The 19,123-nt window shown below is 72.7% G+C and carries 15 protein-coding genes and 1 pseudogene; 11 read left to right on the top strand and 5 right to left on the bottom strand.

What is annotated here, in order from left to right:
- Both ACFWVV_RS05635 and ACFWVV_RS05630 read right to left on the bottom strand, forming a co-directional pair.
- Positions 1–711: a response regulator gene (locus tag ACFWVV_RS05635; RefSeq protein ID WP_384343220.1), complete on the bottom strand. Its 711-nt coding sequence runs from the start codon at positions 709–711 to the stop codon at positions 1–3.
- A complete protein-coding gene (locus ACFWVV_RS05630) occupies positions 708–2,114 on the bottom strand; it encodes a sensor histidine kinase (RefSeq protein WP_384422617.1) in 1,407 nt (468 codons plus the stop codon). The genes ACFWVV_RS05635 and ACFWVV_RS05630 overlap by 4 nt, the downstream gene beginning before the upstream one ends.
- A 709-nt stretch (positions 2,115–2,823) precedes the next feature.
- Here ACFWVV_RS05630 and ACFWVV_RS05625 point away from each other — a divergent pair.
- The 4 genes and pseudogenes from ACFWVV_RS05625 (at position 2,824) to ACFWVV_RS05610 (ending at position 5,924) form a co-directional block, all read left to right on the top strand.
- Entirely contained in the window at positions 2,824–3,300 is a 477-nt protein-coding gene (locus ACFWVV_RS05625; RefSeq protein WP_384343225.1) for a hypothetical protein, read from the top strand.
- 46 nt (positions 3,301–3,346) lie between these two features.
- A complete protein-coding gene (locus ACFWVV_RS05620) occupies positions 3,347–4,552 on the top strand; it encodes a DUF2797 domain-containing protein (RefSeq protein ID WP_384343227.1) in 1,206 nt (401 codons plus the stop codon).
- 142 nt (positions 4,553–4,694) lie between these two features.
- Positions 4,695–4,868 (top strand): annotated as a pseudogene (locus ACFWVV_RS05615) (DNA-binding protein); the annotation flags it as partial.
- 168 nt (positions 4,869–5,036) lie between these two features.
- The gene (locus ACFWVV_RS05610) at positions 5,037–5,924 is read left to right on the top strand and encodes an amidohydrolase family protein (RefSeq protein ID WP_384343597.1); all 888 of its coding nucleotides are present in this window, start codon (positions 5,037–5,039) and stop codon (positions 5,922–5,924) included.
- Positions 5,925–6,066: 142 nt separating this feature from the next.
- On the opposite strand, the gene ACFWVV_RS05605 is transcribed toward ACFWVV_RS05610, so the two are convergent.
- Positions 6,067–7,014: an LLM class F420-dependent oxidoreductase gene (locus ACFWVV_RS05605; RefSeq protein WP_384343230.1), complete on the bottom strand. Its 948-nt coding sequence runs from the start codon at positions 7,012–7,014 to the stop codon at positions 6,067–6,069.
- 273 nt (positions 7,015–7,287) lie between these two features.
- On the opposite strand from ACFWVV_RS05605, the gene ACFWVV_RS05600 reads away from it, so the two are divergent.
- From ACFWVV_RS05600 to ACFWVV_RS05575, 6 genes are all read left to right on the top strand, one after another.
- A complete protein-coding gene (locus tag ACFWVV_RS05600; RefSeq protein WP_384343233.1) occupies positions 7,288–8,097 on the top strand; it encodes a response regulator transcription factor in 810 nt (269 codons plus the stop codon).
- A gap of 148 nt (positions 8,098–8,245) precedes the next feature.
- Positions 8,246–10,099 carry a sensor histidine kinase gene (locus ACFWVV_RS05595; RefSeq protein WP_384343236.1) on the top strand — a complete coding sequence of 618 codons (1,854 nt, stop codon included), beginning with the start codon at positions 8,246–8,248 and terminating at the stop codon, positions 10,097–10,099.
- Between the two features lie 141 nt (positions 10,100–10,240).
- A complete protein-coding gene (locus ACFWVV_RS05590; protein ID WP_384343239.1) occupies positions 10,241–11,656 on the top strand; it encodes a glycosyltransferase in 1,416 nt (471 codons plus the stop codon).
- Between the two features lie 7 nt (positions 11,657–11,663).
- A complete protein-coding gene (locus ACFWVV_RS05585) occupies positions 11,664–13,847 on the top strand; it encodes an ArnT family glycosyltransferase (protein ID WP_384343242.1) in 2,184 nt (727 codons plus the stop codon).
- 74 nt (positions 13,848–13,921) lie between these two features.
- On the top strand, positions 13,922–15,451 hold the full coding sequence (locus tag ACFWVV_RS05580; protein WP_384343244.1) for an MFS transporter: 1,530 nt from the start codon (positions 13,922–13,924) through the stop codon (positions 15,449–15,451).
- Positions 15,452–15,787: 336 nt separating this feature from the next.
- Positions 15,788–16,699 carry a TetR/AcrR family transcriptional regulator gene (locus ACFWVV_RS05575; RefSeq protein ID WP_384343247.1) on the top strand — a complete coding sequence of 304 codons (912 nt, stop codon included), beginning with the start codon at positions 15,788–15,790 and terminating at the stop codon, positions 16,697–16,699.
- An 8-nt stretch (positions 16,700–16,707) separates the two neighbouring features.
- Here ACFWVV_RS05575 and ACFWVV_RS05570 read toward each other — a convergent pair whose 3' ends face one another.
- On the bottom strand, positions 16,708–17,115 hold the full coding sequence (locus tag ACFWVV_RS05570) for an STAS domain-containing protein (protein WP_384343249.1): 408 nt from the start codon (positions 17,113–17,115) through the stop codon (positions 16,708–16,710).
- Positions 17,116–17,306: 191 nt separating this feature from the next.
- On the opposite strand from ACFWVV_RS05570, the gene ACFWVV_RS05565 reads away from it, so the two are divergent.
- Positions 17,307–18,098: a GAF and ANTAR domain-containing protein gene (locus ACFWVV_RS05565; RefSeq protein ID WP_384343252.1), complete on the top strand. Its 792-nt coding sequence runs from the start codon at positions 17,307–17,309 to the stop codon at positions 18,096–18,098.
- Positions 18,099–18,182: 84 nt separating this feature from the next.
- On the opposite strand, the gene ACFWVV_RS05560 is transcribed toward ACFWVV_RS05565, so the two are convergent.
- A complete protein-coding gene (locus ACFWVV_RS05560) occupies positions 18,183–19,001 on the bottom strand; it encodes a YceI family protein (protein WP_384343254.1) in 819 nt (272 codons plus the stop codon).
- Between the last annotated feature and the right edge of the window lie 122 nt (positions 19,002–19,123).

The raw sequence follows: 19,123 nt of genomic DNA, 5'->3' as shown, positions 1-19,123 counted from the left end.
TCACTCAGGGGCGGTGGGGAGGCCGGACTGCCAGGTCCAGGCAGCGATGCCGACCCTGTTGCGGACCTTGAGCTTGGACTGGATGTGGGCGATGTGGGTCTTGGCGGTGCCGGCGGAGATGAAGAGGCGGGCGCCGATCTCGGCATTGGTGAGGCCCTCGGCGACCAGGCGGGCTATCTCCTCCTCGCGGGGGGTCAGGGGGGAGGGCTGCCGGGGGCGGGCCGGTGCCGGGGGCGGCGGGGTGAGGGACTGGAGGAGTCGGACGGTGATCTGCGGGCTGATCAGCACGTCGCCGGACATGGCGGCGCGGACGCCTTCGATCAGGAGGGCCGGCCCAGAGCGTTTCAGCAGGAATCCGCAGGCGCCGTCGCGCAGCGCCGTACGGACGTAGTCGTCGTGGTCGAACGTGGTGACGACGAGGACCGGTATGGGGTCGGGGACGTCCGGGCCCGTCAGGCGGCGGGTGACTTCCAGTCCGTCCAGGCCCGGCATACGGATGTCCGCCAGCACCAGGTCGGGGCGGAGCGAGCGGGCCAGGTCGACGGCGGTGGTGCCGTCGGCGGCCTCCGCGATCACCGTCATGTCCGGCTGCGAATCGAGGATCAGGCGGAAGCCGCTGCGTATGTCGGCCTGGTCGTCGGCGAGCAGGATGCGGGTCGGGGCATGCGGTGCGCCGGGCGTGGCGGGCGTGATGGGCGTGGTGGGGGTCATGGGGTGGGGTCCTTCGGTAGTACGGCGGTCAGTTGCCAGCCGCCGTCGGGGCGCGGGCCTGCGGTGAGGGTGCCGCCCAGTGCTTCGGCGTGTTCGGTGAGCGCGGGGATTCCCAGCCCTCCGGTTCTTTTCGTACGGGCGGCCTGGGCGGGGGCGGTGCCGGGGGCGTTGGTGATGCGAAGTTCCACGGTGGTGGGTGTCTCGGTCAGGACGACGGTGGCGTGCGGGGCGGCGGGGGCGTGGCGGCGGATGTTGGTGAGTGCTTCGGCGGTGATCCGGTAGGCGGCGGCACCGGACTCGCGGGACAGCGGTGGGTGCGGGGAGGGGAGTGGGGTCAGGCGGGCCTCGGTGGTGCCGGCCGAGGTGAAGTCGGATATCAGCGCGGGGAGCCGGTCGAGTCCCGGAAGTGCGGTGGTGGCGGCCTGTTCCGGGCCGTGCAGCATCTGGACGGTGCGGTCCATGGCGGCGAGTGCGCTCAGTCCGGCCTTCTCGATGCGTTCCAGGGCGAGGACTGCCTGGGCGGGGTCCGTTGCCGCGACGAAGCGGGCCGCCTGGGCCTGGACCACTATGCCGCTGACGTCGTGGGCCACGAAGTCGTGCAGGTCCCGCGAGAGTTGGAGCCGCTGGGCGCGGCGGGCCTCCGTGACGGCCTGGTGCCGGCGGTGTTCGACCCGGCGCAGGTAGGCGCCGGTGGCAGCCGCGGCGAGGGCGGGGGTCAGCCAGAAGGTGGCGATGCCCGCGTCTTCGAGGAAGGAACTGCCGGTGACGAAACGGACCGGCCAGAGGGATACGGCGGCAGCGGCGAGGGGCAACGCGAAGCACAGTTCGCGTACCGGCGACCAGCGCGCCCCCACGGCGATGAGCAGGGAGAGGAGGGCCGCCTCGGCGACCTTCCAGAGCGAGCCGTTGGTGGAGGGCGGGGTCGCAAATGTAGTGAGCAGCGAGAGCGCCGCACAGGCTGCGGTGGGAAGGGCGAGGCGGGAGAGGTGGCGGTGGCGAAGGGTGCGAGTGGGATGGGAGGTGTGGGAGGTGGGGGTGGGGGTGGGAGTCGTAGTGGGTGCGGGGTGGGGAGGGGAAGCGGGGCGGTGGGGGATCAGGGACCAGGCGATGAGGGCGACGCAGGCCAGGCTGGGGAGCGCCTGGAGGGCTGCCCAGCTGGGAGCGAGGGGTGCGGAGAGGGATGCCGCGAAGGGGGCTGCGAGGTGCTGTGGGGGAGGAGTGTGGGGGCGGGCGGGGCCGGGATGGCGTAGGCCGGACGCAGGGGGATGCCGCCCTGCGGGTGGCCGGGGCCGGTCGCCTCGGTCGGGGCGGCGATCAGTGCGCGACGGGAAGCGGCGAGCCAGGCGGTGCGGGGGAAGGGGCGGAGTAAGTAGGGGCGTGGGAAAGGTGGTTGGTGCGGGCATATGGGCAGCGTACGGGCGGGTGTGCGGGGCGCGGCTCTGCCGATCGGGAGAGGTTGGGGCATAGCGGGGACCGAGGTTTCTGCCGATCGGCGGATGGGCTCGGGCGGGGGTGGCGGGCGAGGCTGGAGCCGTTCCTGAAGGGGCGGCGAGGGTGGCTTCGAGAAGCGCCGGTCGCTCCCGTTGAGGCCCTGAGTGGCCCGTCCGGCAGAGGAGTTAGATGTGCGTGGTCTTGTGAGTGAGGCTGCTGGGGCAGCCGCCGTGGTGCATGCAGCGTTGTGGGGAACGGGAACGGAGCGTGGTGCGGCCGGGCCGGGGGAGGCCCGCGGTGTCGAGCCTGAGAGCCGCGTGATGGGGGGTGGTGCGGCCGTACGGGAGAGCGGGTTCAAGGTCGTCCCTGCGGAGCTGCGGAAGGTTTCGGGTGCGCCGGGTGTGCCGGGTGTGCCGGGTGCGCCGGGTGCGCCGGATGTGATGAGTGCGCCGGATGTGCCGGGTGCGGGCGCGGGTGTAGGTGTGGCCGTGGCGGCGTGGCCGGCCGGGGTCTCCGAGGGTGCTGGGGCGGTGGGGCGTCGTGGCTGACGTGGTGGGTGGGGTGCGGCAGGGAGTGGAGCACCCCGGTGGGGAGGGGCGTGGTGGGGGTGGCCATGGGGAGCCGGGGGCTTCCGGAGGGGCTGGGGTTGCCGGGGCTCCTGGGGTGTCGCGGTGGGTTCGCTTGGCGGCACACGGGGCGGTGCTTGCGGCGTTGCCGTCCGGGGTGTGGCGGGTCGCCATCGCCTTCGGGTGGGACTCGGGGTTCGAGGGGCTTCTCGCGCCGGAGAACTTCCCCGCGAAGGAGTCCTTCTATCTGCTCGGGCTGAGCCTCGCGGCGGAGTTGCTCGCGTTGCTCACGCTCGGGCTGGTCCATCGGTGGGGTGAGGTGCTTCCCGAGTGGGTGCCCGGGCTGGGCGGGCGGCGGGTGCCCGCGTTGCCCGCGACGGCCGTGGCGCTGGCCGGGGCCGCCGCCCTGACGTTCTTCACCTTCACCGGAGCGATGGCCTGGGCAGACGCGGACAATATGGGGGCGCCCGACGCTCCCGACGGGGGACTCTGGTGGGTCATGACCGCCGCGTACGCACCGTTGGTCCTCTGGGGCCCGTTGCTCGCGGTGGTGGCCGTCGCGTACTACCGGCGCAGGCGGCGTACCGGTTGAGGGCCGAGGGGCGGGCGGTACCCGCTGAACAGGAGAGGTGAGCGGGATGGTGTGGCGCAGCGCGGGCATCGGATGGTCGTGGATCGAGGGGCCCGTGCTGCGGTGGGTGGGGGCGGAGCAGGTCAGTCCGCTTTCGTACGGGACGAAGGTGGGCGCGGCTGAGGCGTACCGGACGGGGGCGTACGGGGCGCAGGCCGCCGCGGCTGAGGCGAACCGGGCGAAGGCCGACGCGGACGAGGTGAACGCGGCTGAGGCGTACCAGGCGAAGGCCGAAGGGGCCGGAGGTGCGGAGTCTTCGGGTGAGGTGCTCCTCGGGACGCCACCGGGGGTGCCTCCCGTGGCGGCGGGCGGAGCGAACCGGGTGGCGGCGTACGGCCGGAACGTTGCCTTCCGGGTGGTGGGGGAGCGGCAGTGCCTGGGGGTGCGGGGGAACCCGTGCCCCCGCTCCGCAGTGGTGGCGGGGCGGGCCACTCAGGCGCAGTGCGCGGAGTGTGCGCGGCTGGACCGGTCGCGGTCGGTGGCGGCCGACACGATGGCCGACGATCCACGTCCGTACGCCGTGTACCTGGCGTGGTTCGGGCCGGGGATGGTCAAGGTGGGGATCACCCGGGAGGACCGGGGGCCGGCGCGGCTGCTGGAGCAGGGGGCGGTGGCGTTCAGCTGGCTCGGGCGGGGGCCGCTGATGGCCGCGCGCAGGTGCGAGGAGTTGCTGCGGGCGGGGCTCGGGGTGCCGGACCGGATCTCGTACGCGAAGAAGCGGGCGGTGCGGGATGCGTTGCCGGGGCTGGAAGAACGTGCTGCGGAGGTGCGGGAGTTGCATGCGCGGGCGGTGGGGTTGGAGGGGTGGCCGGAGGCGCTGGGGGTGGCGGAGTGCGAGGTGGTCGACCATGCCGGGGTGTTCGGGCTGGAGGGGTTGGTGGACGCCGGGGGCGTGGCGGGTGTGGTGCGGGAACTGGTGAATGGGGGGAGCGTGGCGGGGCGGGTGGTGGCTGTGGCGGGGCCGGATCTGCATCTGGAGGTGGAGGGTGTGGGGGCGGCGCGGGTGCTTGGGGCTGTGAGGGGTCCCGGGGCTTCGGGGGCGGCGCGGGCTCCCGGGGGTCCGGGGGCTCCGGGGGTTGTGGTGGTGGACAGTCGGTTGTTGGCGGGGTGGGGGCTGGAGCGCGGGGAGGGGGATGCAGCTGGTGGGGTGACCGTGCCGGTGACGTGGGTGGAGAAGGGGGCGGAGGCGGGGGTGCAGGAGGGGTTGTTCTGAGGGTGCGGAGTGGCGTGCGGGTGCGGTGAGCTTGTTGCTGGGGCGGAACGAGAGATTCCTGTCGCCCTTCGGGTGAACTTGGGCCTATTTCGCGCCAGTTGGCTTGACTTGTGTGTCAGCTTCCGGGTGGAGGTGCTGCTCGATGGACGAGCAGGAGAATGGCCCGCCGGAAGAGGCGACGGAGCAGCGACGGGATGCCATCGACATTGGCGACTTCGTGTACGCGGCGACCGGTGCGCGGGTGCGGAGGGTGACGTTGCCGGATGGGACGCACTGGTTCCCGGCGACGGACTTCGCGAGTGGGCTTGGCTACACGAACGTCAGGCAAGCTCTCATCCGCCACGTGTCGGAGCGCAACCAAGTGGCCTTCGACGATCTTGAACGAGGTGTCTATAGAGCAGACACGTTGAGCAAGAACGCAGGTCATCCCCTGTGGATAACGTGCAACTTCATGCACGGACGTTGCACACGTACCGTTCCCGCCATGACGACGAGTGCGGATGAGGCAGCGCAGATACGGGACTTCTGGGGGCGGCTCGGGGTTCCAGGGCTGGTGGATGTGCATACGCACTTCATGCCCGCGCGGGTGCTGGAGAAGGTGTGGGCGTACTTCGATGCCGTCGGGCCGATGACCGGGGTCGAGTGGCCGATCACGTACCGGTACGAGGAAGAGGAACGGGTCGCGCTGTTGCGGGAGTTCGGGGTGGTCGGGTTCACCTCGATGATCTACCCGCACAAGGCCGGCATGGCGGAGTGGCTGAACGGGTGGGGAGCGGAGTTCGCGGCGCGTACGGAGGGGTGTCTGCGGCCGGCGACCCTTTTTCCGGAGGCAGGGGTCGAGGCGTACGTGCGGCAGGCCGTGGAGGGCGGGGCCCGGGTCTTCAAGTCGCACTTGCAGGTGGGGGCGTACGACCCCCATAACCCGCTGTTGGAGCCGGTGTGGGGGCTGCTCGCGGAGGCCGGGATTCCGGTGGTGATGCACTGCGGCTCGAGGCCGGCCCCCGGGAAGTTCACCGGGCCGGGGCCGGTCGGGGAGCTGCTCGCGCGGCATCCGCAGCTCCCGCTGATCGTTGCCCACATGGGGATGCCGGAGTACGCCGACTTCCTGGATCTGGCGGAGCGGTACTCAGAGGTCCGGCTCGACACCACGATGGCGTTCACGGACTTCAGCGAGCGGATGGCGCCGTTCCCCAAGGAAGAGCTGGGACGGCTGGGAGACCTGGGGGACCGGGTGCTGCTGGGGAGCGACTTCCCGAACATCCCGTACGGGTACCTGCACCAGCTGGAGTCGTTGGAGCGGCTCCAGCTGGGCGAGGAATGGCTACGGGCGGTCTGTTACGGGAACGGGGCCAGGCTCTTCGGGCTGGGCTGACCCCTGCCCCCGGGACCCGCCGATCCCTGCCCCCCCGGGACCCGCCGATCCCTGCCCCCCGGGACCCGCCGATCCCTCTCCCCGGCCCCGGGGACCACGAGCCGGTCCCTGGCTCCCCGGGACCCGCCGATCCCTGCATCCCTCAGAGAAGCGCCTTCGCCAGCTCCCGCCACTCCGCCCGGGGGAGAGGCGACTGGCCCTCGTCCGTCGGCAGGGCCTGGAGGGCCAGGTGGTCGGCGCCCGCCGCGAAGTACTCCTCCGCCTTTGCCCGTACGCGGTCCGCGTTGCCCAGTGCGAAGAGGGCGTCGAGCAGGCGGTCGCTGCCGTTGCCCTCGAAGTCGGCCTCCGTGAAACCGAGGCGGAGGAGGTTGTTGGTGTAGTTGGGGAGCGTGAGATAGAAGCCGAGCATCGTACGGGCGACCGTGCGGGCCCGGTCCAGGTCGGGGTGGAGTACGACCGTGAGCTCGGGGGCCAGGAAGGCGTCCGGGCCGAGCGTCTCGCGGGCCTGGGCCGTGTGCTCAGGGGTCACCAGGTACGGATGGGCACCCGACGCACGGTCCGCCGCCAGCTTCAGCATCTTCGGGCCGAGGGCGGCCAGCACCCGGCGGCCGGCGGGCAGCGGGACCGGGGCGGCGTCCAGCGCGTCCAGGTAGTCGACCATCGACGAATACGGCCGTGCGTACTGCGGGGCGAGCGCGCCGTGGCTCACCCCCAGGCCCAGTACGAAACGGCCCGGGTACTGCTCCTCGAAGCGGGCGGCCTGCGCGGCGACCTCCTGCGCGGTGTGCTCCCAGAGGCTGAGGATGCCGGTGGCCACCGTGATGCGGCGCGTCGCCTGAAGGAGCGGAGCAACGTCGTCCAGCGAGGGACTGCCGCCGGACCACACCGTTCCGTAGCCCAGGTCCTCCAGTTCCGTTACCGCGTCCGTGAGTTCGAGCCGCTGCTCGGGTGTCTCGGCGCGCAGGGCGCTGCTCCAGACGCCGAGCCGGCCGTACGTGACGGCAGGGGCGGACGGGGCGGAAGGGGCGGAGCCATCGGAGGTGCCCGAGGCGGGGGAAGGGGTGGGGGCAGGGGTGGCGTCGGAGGTCATGTGGGGGGCAACGGCCAGGTGGCTGCGGCTATTCCGGCCGGCACGATGTGGAGCCGATCGGGGGAAGTTGCTCCCGGTCGGGTACGGAATCCCGTGCAGCCGGACTGGAACGGCCGCGGGGGTTGAGGTCCCGGGAGCGTGAGCCGCTGCCCCCCAGCACCGTCTCGCTCCCCTCCCCTCCCCTCCCCTCCCCTCCCCTCCCTCTCGGCTCTTCTCAGCTGATTCACAGGAACGCGCAAGCAAGCTCTCACGGGTCCCCGCCAGTCTGACCGCATGCGGACGACAGAGCAGGTGCGGACGGCGGAGCGCGCGCTCCGGGCGGGCGGCGGCGTGGGTACGGGAGCGGGGGCGGCGGGTGATGGCGGCGCCGTACGCGTCCTGGTGGTGGACGACGAGGCACCGCTCGCCGAACTGCTCTGCATGGCGCTGCGGTACGAGGGCTGGCAGACGCGCAGCGCGAGCAACGGGGCGACGGCGGTCCGCACGGCACGGGACTTCCGCCCGGACGCCGTCGTACTGGACGTCATGCTTCCGGACATGGACGGGCTGGCGGTACTGCGGCGGGTGCGCGAGGACCTGCCCGAGGTGCCGGTGCTGTTCCTGACGGCCAAGGACGCGGTGGAGGACCGGATCGCCGGACTCACGGCGGGCGGCGACGACTACGTGACCAAGCCGTTCAGCCTGGAGGAGGTCGTGGCGCGGCTGCGGGGGCTGATCCGGCGGAGCGGTGGGAGCGGTGGGAGCGGTGTGGGTGGTGGTGCCGGTGTGATCGCCCGGTCCGCCTCGGAGCTGGTCGTGGGGGACCTCCGGCTCGACGAGGACAGCCACGAGGTGTGGCGGGGCGGGACCGAGGTGCGGCTGACGGCGACCGAGTTCGAGCTGTTGCGGTTCCTCATGCGCAACCCGAAGCGGGTGCTCAGCAAGGCGCAGATCCTCGACCGGGTGTGGAACTACGACTTCGGCGGCCAGGCCAATGTCGTCGAGCTCTACATCTCGTACCTGCGCAAGAAGATCGACGCGGGGCGTACGCCGATGATCCACACGCGGCGCGGGGCCGGGTATCTGATCAAGCCGGGTGGGTGAGGTGCGGAAGCCGCTGTTCCGGGGTGTGTCTCCCCGGAGTGGGTCCCTCCGGGGTGCTTCTCTCCGGAGGGCTCCCCTGCGGGGGCCGCTGCTGAGTGGTGCGTCGCGGCCGGGGCTTTCGTTGCGGGCGCGGCTGGTGGTGTGCTGTGTGGCGCTCGTTGCCGTGGTGACGGTGGTGGTGGGGGCGGTGACCTCCGTCGCCCTCCAGTCGTACCTGGAACGCCAGGTGGACGAACGGCTGAGCCAGGGCGTGCAGCGGGACCACGGGCGGGGGCTGGACTTCGTGGCCGCCCCAGGTAATCCGCTCGGGGCGGTGGGCCTGCGCAACGGTGGCGGTGTCGTGAGTGCGGACCCTCCGGATGCGGATGCTCCGGATGCGGACGCAGCGGCGGAAAAGCGGGTCAGGGCTCACCTGGACAAGCTGACTCCGGCCCAGGTGAAGGCCCTGGACTCGGTGCCCAGGGACGGCGAACCCCACAGGGTGACGGTGCCCGGGCTGGGGGAGTACCGGGTGCTGGCGGGGAGCGGTGACGGGAACGTGCTTCCGGGGCAACTGCCGCCCGGCATCTACCCGGGGCCGGGCCCCGGTGCAGGTCCTGATGCCGGTCGTGATGCAGGTGATGCCGGTCTTGATGCCGGTCCCGGAGTGGCCCCGGGCACCGGCACGCCTTCCTCCGGTCAGCCTCTCGTCCTCGGGTTTCCGCTCAACGGTGTGCAGGAGACCATCCACACCCTCGTCGTGGTCGTCGTCTGTGTGACCCTCGCCGCGCTGGTGGCCGCAGGTCTCGCGGGGCACGCCCTGGTGGGGGCGGCGCTGCGGCCGTTGCGCCGGATCGCCGCGACCGCCACCCGGGTGTCCGAACTGCCGCTGGACCGGGGCGAGGTGGCGCTCCACGAGCGCGTACCGCAGGCGCAGGCGGATGCGCGTACCGAGGTGGGGCAGGTGGGCGCGGCGCTCAACCGGATGCTCGGGCACGTGGGCTCCGCGCTGGCCGCCCGGCAGGACAGCGAGATGCGGGTACGGCGGTTCGTCGCGGACGCCAGTCATGAGCTGCGCACGCCCCTGGCATCGATACGGGGGTACGCCGAACTCACCCGCCGGAGCGACGAGGCAGCCGCCACCGGGCCGGACACCCGGCACGCGCTGGGGCGGATCGAGTCGGAGGCGACGCGGATGACGGGCCTGGTGGAGGACCTGCTGCTGCTGGCCAGACTGGACGCGGACGCGGACGCAGAAGAGGCAGCGAACGGACCGGGCCGCCCTGTCGGACGGGGCCGACCGAACGTACCGGGCGGACCGAACGGAACGGGCCGACCTGACGGACCGGCCCAGCCTCCCCGTGCCCTGCTTGCCCAGGAGAACACCGATCTCCTCCCGCTCGTCGTGGACGCGGTGAGTGACGCACGGGTGGCCGGGCAGGACCACGTCTGGCAGCTGGAGCTGCCCGGCGAACCCGTTCTCGTACGGGGAGACCCGGCGCGTCTCCAGCAGGTACTGGTGAACCTCCTCGGCAACGCCCGTACGCACACGCCCCCCGGCACCACCGTGACGACGTGCGTGCGTGCTGAACCGGCGGACGGGGCCGGCCGGGGCGTGGTCGTCGAGGTCAGGGACGACGGGCCGGGCATCGCACCGGAGCTGGTGGGCCGGGTCTTCGAACGGTTCGCCCGGGGAGACGTGGCGCGGACGAGGACCGGGCCGGCGGGGCAGAGCAGGAGGCCGGGCAGGAGCAGACCCGATGGCACGACCGCCTCCACCGCCCGGCCCGCCCCTGCCACCGCTCCGCCCGCCTCCACCGCCCGGCCCGCCCCTGCCACCGCTCCGCCCGCCTCCACCGCCCGGCCCGCTCCTGTCACCGCCCCGCCCGCCTCCACAGGCCTCGGGCTGGCCATTGTGCGGGCGGTGGTCCTGGCGCACGGGGGCACCGTGGGGGTCGAGAGCGTGCCGGGGCGCACGGTGTTCACGGTGCGGCTGCCGGAGGGCGGCGAACCCCACTCGTAGTCACCCGTAGCCCGCCTGCACCCACGCCCCCACCTACCCGCCCCCCGCCCCCCGCCCGCACCCCCGCCCCGGATTCATCTCACAGCCCACCCACAGCCCCACCACACCCCCTCAACAGCCTCCACGGGCACCGTCGTTCCCATGAGGCCCCCCTTCGAGAGTTCCCTCCGCGCACCGGAGCCCGACGTGCTGCCCGCCCGTCGGCCCACCCCCTTCTCACCCCACGGCCTGCCCGTCCTCGACCTCGTCGTTCCCGTCCACAACGAGGAGGACGACCTGGAGCCGTGCGTGCGCCGGGTGCACGAGCATCTGACGCGGACCTTCCCCTACCCCTTCCGCATCACCGTCGCCGACAACGCCAGCACCGACCGCACTCCCGCCGTCGCCGCCGGGCTCGCGGCCGAACTGCCCGCCGTGCGGTCGGTGCGGATGGGGGAGAAGGGGCGCGGCCGGGCGCTGCGGGCCATCTGGGAGGCCTCGGACGCGCCCGTGCTCGCCTACCTGGACGTCGATCTCTCGACGGACCTGAACGCGTTGCTCCCGCTGGCCGCCCCGCTCATCTCCGGCCACTCCGACCTCGCCATCGGCACCCGGCTCGCGGGCGGGTCCCGGGTGGTGCGCGGCCCGCGCCGGGAGTTCGTGTCGCGGACGTACAACCTCATCCTGCGCTCCTCGCTCGCCGCCCGCTTCAGCGACGCCCAGTGCGGCTTCAAGGCGATCAGGGCCGATGTGGCCCGCAGGCTGCTGCCGATGGTCGAGGACACCGGGTGGTTCTTCGACACCGAGCTGCTGGTGCTCGCGGAGCGGGCCGGGCTGCGCATTCACGAGGTGCCGGTCGACTGGGTCGACGACCCCCGCTCCAGCGTGCGGATCCTCCGTACCGCCGTCGACGACCTCAAGGGGGTGTGGCGGGTGGGGCGGGCGCTCGCGGTGGGCGCGCTCCCGCTGGACCGGCTGGCCCGCCCCTTCGGCGACGACCCGAGGGACCGCGCGTTCGACGAGGGCGGCGCCGTGCCCCGCGGGCTCGTCCGCCAGCTGATCGGCTTCTGCTGCGTCGGTGTGCTCAGTACGCTGCTGTACCTCGCGCTCTACTCCCTCGCGCGCACGCTCGCTGAGCCCCAACTGGCCAATGCCGCAGCCCTGTTGCTGTCCACGGTGGCCAACACCGCCGCCAACCGCCGCTTCACCTTCCGGGTGCGCGGGCGCCGCAGGGCCGTCCGCCAGCAGGCGCAGGGACTCGTCGTCCTCGGCATCGGGCTCGCGCTGACCAGCGGTTCCCTCGCCGCGCTCGGTGCCGCGAGCGGGTCGCCCTCGCCGCACAGCGAGCTCGCCGTCCTCGTGGCGGCCAACCTCGCCGCGACCGTCCTGCGCTTCCTGCTGCTGCGCGCCTGGGTCTTCCCCGAGGCGCCGACGACAACACCCGCGCCAGCGCAAGCACCCGCACCAGCACCAGCACCCGCACCCGCACCAGCACCAGCACCCGCACCAGCGCAAGCACCCGCGTCCACCTCCGCCCCCGCGCCCACCCCCGCCTCCGCTCCCGCCGAGAAGAGCTGAACCCCCCATGCAACCGACCAAGTCGACCCCCCGGCGCCTCCCCGCCATCCGCCCCGGTCTCGCCGTCCTCCTCCTGGCCACCGCCGCGCTCTACCTCTGGAATCTCTCCTCCTCCGGCTACGCCAACTCCTTCTACTCGGCCGCCGTCCAGGCCGGCAGCGAGAGCTGGAAGGCGTTCTTCTTCGGCTCGTCCGACGCCGCGAACTCCATCACCGTCGACAAGCCCCCGGCCGCCCTCTGGCCGATGGCACTCTCCGTCCGGCTCTTCGGGCTCGGCTCCTGGCAGATCCTGGTGCCCGAGGTGCTGATGGGAGTGGGTACGGTCGCCGTGCTGTACGCGGCCGTCCGGCGCCGCTTCTCGTACGCCGCCGGAATCATCGCCGGTACGGTGCTGGCGCTCACGCCCGTCGCCGCGCTGATGTTCCGCTTCAACAACCCCGACGCGCTGCTCACCCTCCTGATGACCGGCACCGTGTACCTCGTGCTGCGCGCGCTGGAGGACGGGCGGACCAGGTGGCTGGTGTGGGCGGGGGCCGTGGTCGGCTTCGCGTTCCTGACCAAGACGCTCCAGGCGTTCCTGATCCTGCCGCCGCTGGCCGTGCTGTACGCGGTCTGCGCGCCGACCGGCGTCGCCCGCCGGTTCGGCCAACTCGCGCTCTCGGGGCTCGCACTGGTGCTGTCCGCCGGATGGTGGGTGGCACTCGTCGAACTGTGGCCGGCCGACTCGCGCCCGTACATCGGCGGCTCCCAGACCAACTCCTTCCTGGAGCTGACCTTCGGCTACAACGGTCTCGGCCGTCTCAACGGCAACGAGACCGGCAGCGTCGGCGGCGGGGGACCCGGTGGTGCGGGCGGTCCCGGCGGGGGTGGGGGCGGCGGCGGTATGTGGGGCGAGTCAGGGCTGCTGCGGATGTTCGGCACGAGTGTGGGCGGCCAGATCTCCTGGCTGCTGCCCGCCGCGCTGATCCTGCTGGCCGCCGGGCTCGCGGTGACGTGGCGGGCGCGCCGCACCGACACCGCCCGGGCCGCGTTCCTGGCCTGGGGCGGGGCGCTGCTGGCGACCGCCGTCGTCTTCAGCTTCATGGCCGGCATCTTCCACGAGTACTACACGGTGGCTCTCGCCCCGTACGTCGCCGCCCTGATCGGCATGGGAACGACCGTCCTGTGGGAGGAGCGCCGCGCCCCGGCCGCCGCGCTGACCCTGGCGGTCACCGTCGGTGTCACCACTGCCTGGGCGTACGTCCTGCTCGGCCGTACCCCCGACCATCTGCCGTGGTTGCGGGCGGTGTTGCCGGTGACCGGTGCCCTCGCCGCGCTCGGGCTGCTCGCGACCGGCCTGCTGCCCGGCAGGCTGACCGAGGGACGGCTCGTACGGTACGTCGCCGTGGGCGCGGCCTCTCTCGGCCTGGCCACCGGCCTCGCGGGCCCGGCGGCGTACGCGGCCCAGACCGTGGGCACCGCCCACACCGGCTCCATCGTGACGGCGGGGCCCTCCACCCGGGGCGGCTTCGGCGGCGCCGGCGGCGGCCCCGGGCCGGCACGCGGCCAGGCACCTGGCGGGCAGTTCGCAGTCCCGGACGGCCAGGCCGACGGCACCGGGACGGGCGGCGGCACGCCTCCCGGCGCCGCCACCCGGCCGGGCGGCGGCACGCCCCCCGGTGGCACCACCCAGCCGGACGCCCCCGGCGGCCGGACAGCAGCCCCGGGGACCCCGATCCCCTCCGGCACCACCAACAGGACCACCGGGACTCCCATGAACGGTCTCCTCGACGGTCGGCGCGTGGACGCCACCGCCAAGGCCCGCATCGAGGCACACGCCGAGGACTACACCTGGGCCGCCGCGGCCATCGGCTCGCAGAACGCCGCGAGCTACCAACTCGCCACCCAGCAGCCCGTGATGGCCATCGGCGGCTTCAACGGCAGCGACCCGTCCCCGACCCTGGCGCAGTTCCAGACGTACGTACGCGAAGGGAAGATCCACTTCTTCATCGAGAGCGAAGGCGGCGGCGGGGGCGAAGGCGGCCCCGGCGGCGGGAGCATCCCGGCCGGCACCGGCGAGCGGGTGCGGATGACGGGCGGCCCCGGGGGTGGCACCAGCAACGCCCTCACCACCTGGGTGAAGGTCAACTTCACCAAGGTTTCCGCAGGTGAAGCCACCCTCTACGACTTGACGAAGCCACTCGCCCGCTAATCGGCTTTACGCCGTACAGGAGACACCTCTACGGTGTACAGCAAGCCAGCTGTACGCCGTAGAGGAGCTTCGCCGTGTCCGCGCCCGCCACCGACCGCAACCAGTCCGTCTCCCGCCCCCGAGGCCACCCCCAGCGCTGGCTGATCCTCGGTGTCATCTGTCTCGCCCAGCTCACGGTGCTGCTCGACAACACCGTCCTGAACGTCGCCATCCCCTCCCTCACCACCGGACTCCACGCCTCCGGTGCCGACATCCAGTGGATGATCAACGCGTACTCGCTCGTCCAGTCCGGGCTGCTGCTCACCGCGGGCAGTGCGGCCGACCGCTACGGGCGCAAACGGATGCTGGCCGCCGGGCTCGTGCTGTTCGGGGTGGGTTCGCTGGTCGCCGGGCTCGCCGAGACCTCCGGCCAGCTGATCGCCGCCCGTGCCGGAATGGGGGTCGGCGGAGCGCTGCTGATGACCACCACGCTGGCCGTGATCATGCAGATCTTCGACGACACCGAGCGCGTCAAGGCGATCGCCCTGTGGTCGACGGTCAGCTCCCTCGGCTTCGCCGCAGGCCCGCTGCTCGGCGGATTCATGCTCGACCACTTCTGGTGGGGCGCGATCTTCCTGATCAACATCCCGGTGGCAGTGCTCGCACTGGTCGCGGTCCTCGCCCTGGTCCCGGAGTCCAGGAACCCGGCGGGGGACCGGCCCGACCTGCCCGGTGCGCTGCTCTCCACGATCGGCATGGCCTCGGTCGTGTACGCGATCATCTCCGGTCCGGAACACGGCTGGACGTCCGGGCAGGTGCTGCTTGCGGCGGGGGCCGGGGCGATGGCGCTGGCCGCGTTCACCTGGTGGGAACTGCGCGCTCCGCATCCGATGCTCGACATGCACTTCTTCCGCGACCAGCGCTTCATCGGTGCCGTCACGGGGTCGATCCTGGTCGCCTTCGGCATGGGCGGCTCGCTGTACCTGCTCACCCAGCACCTCCAGTTCGTGCTCGGGTACTCGCCGCTGGACGCGGGGCTGCGGACGGCGCCGCTCGCCGCTGCCGTCGTCGTCCTCAACCTGGCGGGTGTGGGGGCCCGGCTGCTGAGGAAGCTCGGTACGCCGAAGACGATCGCTCTGGGCATGCTGCTGACCGCCGCCGGACTCGCGAGCATCGCCACCCTGGGGGGCCACAGTTACGGAGGAATGCTGCTGGGGCTCGTGGTGATGGGGGCGGGCATCGCGTTCTCCATGCCCGCCATGGCCAACGCGCTCATGAGTGCCATCCCGCCGGAGAAGGCCGGGGTGGGGGCGGGCATCAACGGCACCATGGCGGAGTTCGGCAACGGGCTGGGCGTCGCCGTCCTCGGCGCGGTCCTCAACTCCCGCTTCGCGGCGCTCTTCCCGGCCGCCGCCGGCGCGGTGTCGCTCCCGGCGGCGATGGCCTCTGCGGGCAGCGAGGGGGAACGGGACCGGATCAGGGACGCGTTCTCGGCGGGTCTGGAGACCAGCCAGCTCGTCGGCGCGGCAGCGGTGCTGGTGGGCGGACTGCTCGCGGCGCTCCTGCTGCGGCGGGCGGAGCGGTCCGACGCGGGGGTGGATGCTTCCGGCCACGGGCAGAAGTAGGACCGGGGCCGGAGCAGAAAGAACGCCAGGTCCGGCCCCGCGCACCCGTACCGCCGGAGGAGCAGGCGGCATACCATCGGCGGGACGAACCGGAACAACACGGTCCGTCCCGCTCGGCACAGCTGGGCCGACTGCCGACTGCCGACTGCCGACTGCCGACTGCCGACTGCCGAGGGGTCGACTCGACCGACGGACCGACGGACCGACGGACCGACGGACCGACGGACCGACGGGCCGCGGCGTCGACGGACCGAGGGGTCGCCGGGCCGACAGACCGACGGGCCGGGTAGAACCGTCTGGACCGAGCAGAACCGAGCAGAACCGAGGAGAGTCCCCATGGTGCCGCCGGCCGACCGCGTCAAGAAGCCCGGGAAGCCCGGGAAGCCCGGACAGAGCAGCGTGTGGCTGGACGCGAAGAAGCCGCGCAGCGGCGGGAGCGCGGACGGCGGGAGCGGCGCCGGGAGCGGCACCGGGGGCGGGAGCGGGGGCGGGAGTGGGAGCCGGGCCGGTGGGGGCGGGCGCAGGTCCGAGACCGCCGCGGCCAAGGGTTCCGGCCGCCCCGCCGCCCCGGGGCTCGACCGCGAGCGGATCACCGCCGCGACCGTCGAGCTCCTCGACGCCGAGGGCCTCGCCAAGTTCTCCATGCGCCGGCTGGCCGCCGAACTGAACGTCACCGCGATGTCCGTCTACTGGTACGTCGCCACCAAGGACGACCTCCTCGAACTGGCCCTGGACCGGGTGGCGGGCGAGCTCACCGTGCCGGACCCCGACGACGACACCGACTGGCGGGTGCAGCTGCGCCAACTCGCCTACAGCTACCGCGAACTGATGGTGGGTCACCCGTGGGCCACCTCCCTCATGGGGAGGTACCTCAACATCGGGCCGCGCTTCATGGCCTTCCACGAGGCCACCCTGGGCGTGATGCGCAAGACCGGGCTGCCGCTGGCGCGGCAAGCCGGCACGATGGCCGCCGTCTTCCAGTTCGTGTTCGGGTACGCCACCAGCGAGGTGCAGTTCCACCAGCGGGCCGCCGAGGCCGGGCTGAGTGCCGACGAGTTCTTCCAGGAGTCGATGGGGCTGATCGCCGGCGAGCTGGAGAACACGCAGCTGTTCCGCGACTCGACGGCGCTGATGGAGGCCCGCGGCGGCGACACGGTCGCGGAGATGTACGGACGCGACTTCGACTACGCGCTCGACATCCTGATCGCGGGCATCGAAGCCACCGGCGCGGCCCACGGCACGCCGTAGCCCCCGCCTCACACGATCCTGGCCAGCACCTCGTCCACCCCCGCGACCGCCTCCCGCACCGTCCCGTACACCGGCACGTCCCGCCTGAGCCCGGTCAGCGTCACCACCCGGCGCACCACCCCGCCCTCCCGGCGGTGCTCGCCCGCGGCCAGCCGTACCGTGACGCCCGCGCGCGCCGCGTACTCCCGTGTCGCCGAGACCAGCCGGGCGCCGCGGCTGTCCGTGAAGGCCGTCCCGGTGAAGTCCAGTACGAGCACGTCGATCCGGCCGTGCCGCAGCTCCAGCGCACGGCACACCGCCGCGTACATCGCCTCGTAGTTGGCCAGGTCGACCTCGTACGGCATGACGAGCACCAGGCAGCGGTGCGGGAGCTGGGAGATACCGCAAAGGGTCGAGCGGAAGGGCACAGCGGTCACCTGTCCGATGCCGACGGCGGGGGATGCGCGTCGTGTCCGGGGGGGGCCTCTTCCTGACCTGGACCTCCATTGGAGCACGCCTCCGGCCCCCGGTCGAGGGAGCGAAACACATCCGCGCACGCGGGAGGCGCACGCACCCGCGCACCGAACGGAGCGGCGTTTTTGGCCCCAACGGGGGCACCAGCGGAGGTATGACCGAGACGACAGAGTCAGGAGCCGGTCGGAGCCACTTCGGGTTCGACTTCGGCTCGGTGCACGACGCGCTGACGGACTGGAGGGGGCTCGACTCCTTCCTCCAGGAGCTGACCATGCACGCGGTGTCCTCGCTGGAGAGCGCGGACTCGTGCAGCGTCACGATGCGCAGGAACGGGCAGCTCGTGACGACCGCGAGCAGCGACAGCGAGGCGCTGCTGCTCGACGCCATGCAGTACGAGGTCGAGGCCGGACCGTGCGTCTGCAGCCTGGAGAACGGTGTCGAGGAGTACGTCGCCGACACCATCGGCGAGGAGCGCTGGGGCCCCTACCCCGGTCTCGCCGCCGCCCAGGGCATCCGCTCGGTCTTCGCCGCCCCGCTGTCGGTCACGGTCCGCACGCCCTCCGAACCGCGGACCATGGAGGTCCGCCGCAACACCGTCGGAGCCCTCAACTTCTACTCCCAGAAGCCGAAGGCGTTCCAGGAGGAAAGGGAGCTGGCCCGCCGCCTCTCCGAGCAGGCGGCCGGCGCGGTCGCGGTCGCCGAGCGCATCGAGAGGGAGTCGGCGGCAGCCGACGACCTGCGGGCGGCGATGGAGTCCCGCTATGTGATCGACCAGGCGATCGGCATCGTGATGGCCCGCCGCAGATGCCCGGCCGACCAGGCCCTGGACCTCCTGCGCCGGGCCTCCCAGGGGCGGAACATCAAACTCCGCGACGTCTGCCACGAACTGGTCCTGCAGACCGGCGGCCACCCGCCGGCCCCGGGCGGCTTCCACCGGCGCACCTGACCCCCTCCCGGGCGGTTGCCACCGGCGCACCTGACACCCCCGACCCCTCCCCGGGCGGCTTCCACCGGCGCACCTGACGCGCGGCTACCCCTGCGGCAGGGTCTCCCCCTGCACCGCCTGCACGTCCAGCTCCACCCGCAGGGTCGCGCCGATCGCCGAGATGCCTGCCTGGACCACCTGGTTGTAGTTCATCGCGAAGTCGTCCCGCCGCAGGTCGGCCGTGGCGTGGAAAGCGGCCCGCAGCCCGCCCCACGGGTCGGGGCCCGTACCCAGGTAGCTGAGGTCGAGGTCGACCTCGCGCACCACACCGTGCAGCGACAGCTCGCCCCGCACCGTCCACCGGTCCGGGCCGGCCGGCAGGAGGGCGCTGCTGCGGTAGGTGATCTGCGGGTACGTCTCGACGTCCAGGAAGTCCGGGGACTTGAGGTGCCCGTCCCGCATGCCGTTGCCGGTGTCGATGGTCGCGGACGAGATGACCGCCTCCACCCGCGACTCGGCCAGGTCCTCCGCGATCTCGATCCGCCCGCCGAACTCGGTGAACCTGCCGCGCACACTGGAGATCCCCAGGTGCTGCGCCACCGCGCCGACCGACGAGTGCACCGGGTCGATGGTCCACACCCCGGGCGGCGGCAGCTCCACGCCGCCCTGCCGCATCAGCGTCACGGTGCCCGCGTCGATCCGGCCCGAGGCCGTGACCAGCGCGGTCTGGGCGACGGGCGCGTAGCCCACCGCGGTCACGATGACCGTGTACGGGCCGGACGCCAGTGCGGCCGGATCGCTGACCGTGCCGTCGCCGTCGGCCGTCGCCCGCAGCACCTGCGTGCCGGTCATGTCGGTGACGGTCACCACCGCGTGCTGCACGGCCCAGCCGTCCCGGGTCCGTACCTGTGCGCGAAGTCCCATACCGATACCTGCCTGCATCTCTCGTACGTACTGAGAAGGAAGAAGAAGAAAGAGGGGGGCGACAGGCCGTCCCCTGCCTGTCGCCCCCCTGGGCCCCGCCCCCTGGGCGGGCTCGTGGGTCC

Origin of the sequence: Streptomyces sp. NPDC058663, assembly GCF_042716745.1 — a bacterium.
Classification (GTDB): Bacteria; Actinomycetota; Actinomycetes; order Streptomycetales; family Streptomycetaceae; genus Streptomyces.
Note: the sequence above shows the minus strand (reverse complement) of the source record. Positions and strands in the feature narration are given on the sequence as shown.

Excerpts from the sequence above, each read along its gene's own strand:
- ACFWVV_RS05560 (WP_384343254.1), bottom strand. The coding sequence starts at position 19,001 with ATGGGACTTCGCGCACAGGTACGGACCCGGGACGGCTGGGCCGTGCAG.
- ACFWVV_RS05585 (WP_384343242.1), top strand. The coding sequence starts at position 11,664 with ATGCAACCGACCAAGTCGACCCCCCGGCGCCTCCCCGCCATCCGCCCC.
- ACFWVV_RS05610 (WP_384343597.1), top strand. The coding sequence starts at position 5,037 with ATGACGACGAGTGCGGATGAGGCAGCGCAGATACGGGACTTCTGGGGG.
- ACFWVV_RS05630 (WP_384422617.1), bottom strand. The coding sequence starts at position 2,114 with ATGCCCGCACCAACCACCTTTCCCACGCCCCTACTTACTCCGCCCCTT.
- ACFWVV_RS05600 (WP_384343233.1), top strand. The coding sequence starts at position 7,288 with ATGCGGACGACAGAGCAGGTGCGGACGGCGGAGCGCGCGCTCCGGGCG.
- ACFWVV_RS05575 (WP_384343247.1), top strand. The coding sequence starts at position 15,788 with ATGGTGCCGCCGGCCGACCGCGTCAAGAAGCCCGGGAAGCCCGGGAAG.
- ACFWVV_RS05620 (WP_384343227.1), top strand. The coding sequence starts at position 3,347 with ATGGTGTGGCGCAGCGCGGGCATCGGATGGTCGTGGATCGAGGGGCCC.
- ACFWVV_RS05605 (WP_384343230.1), bottom strand. The coding sequence starts at position 7,014 with ATGACCTCCGACGCCACCCCTGCCCCCACCCCTTCCCCCGCCTCGGGC.
- ACFWVV_RS05635 (WP_384343220.1), bottom strand. The coding sequence starts at position 711 with ATGACCCCCACCACGCCCATCACGCCCGCCACGCCCGGCGCACCGCAT.
- ACFWVV_RS05590 (WP_384343239.1), top strand. The coding sequence starts at position 10,241 with ATGAGGCCCCCCTTCGAGAGTTCCCTCCGCGCACCGGAGCCCGACGTG.
- ACFWVV_RS05565 (WP_384343252.1), top strand. The coding sequence starts at position 17,307 with ATGACCGAGACGACAGAGTCAGGAGCCGGTCGGAGCCACTTCGGGTTC.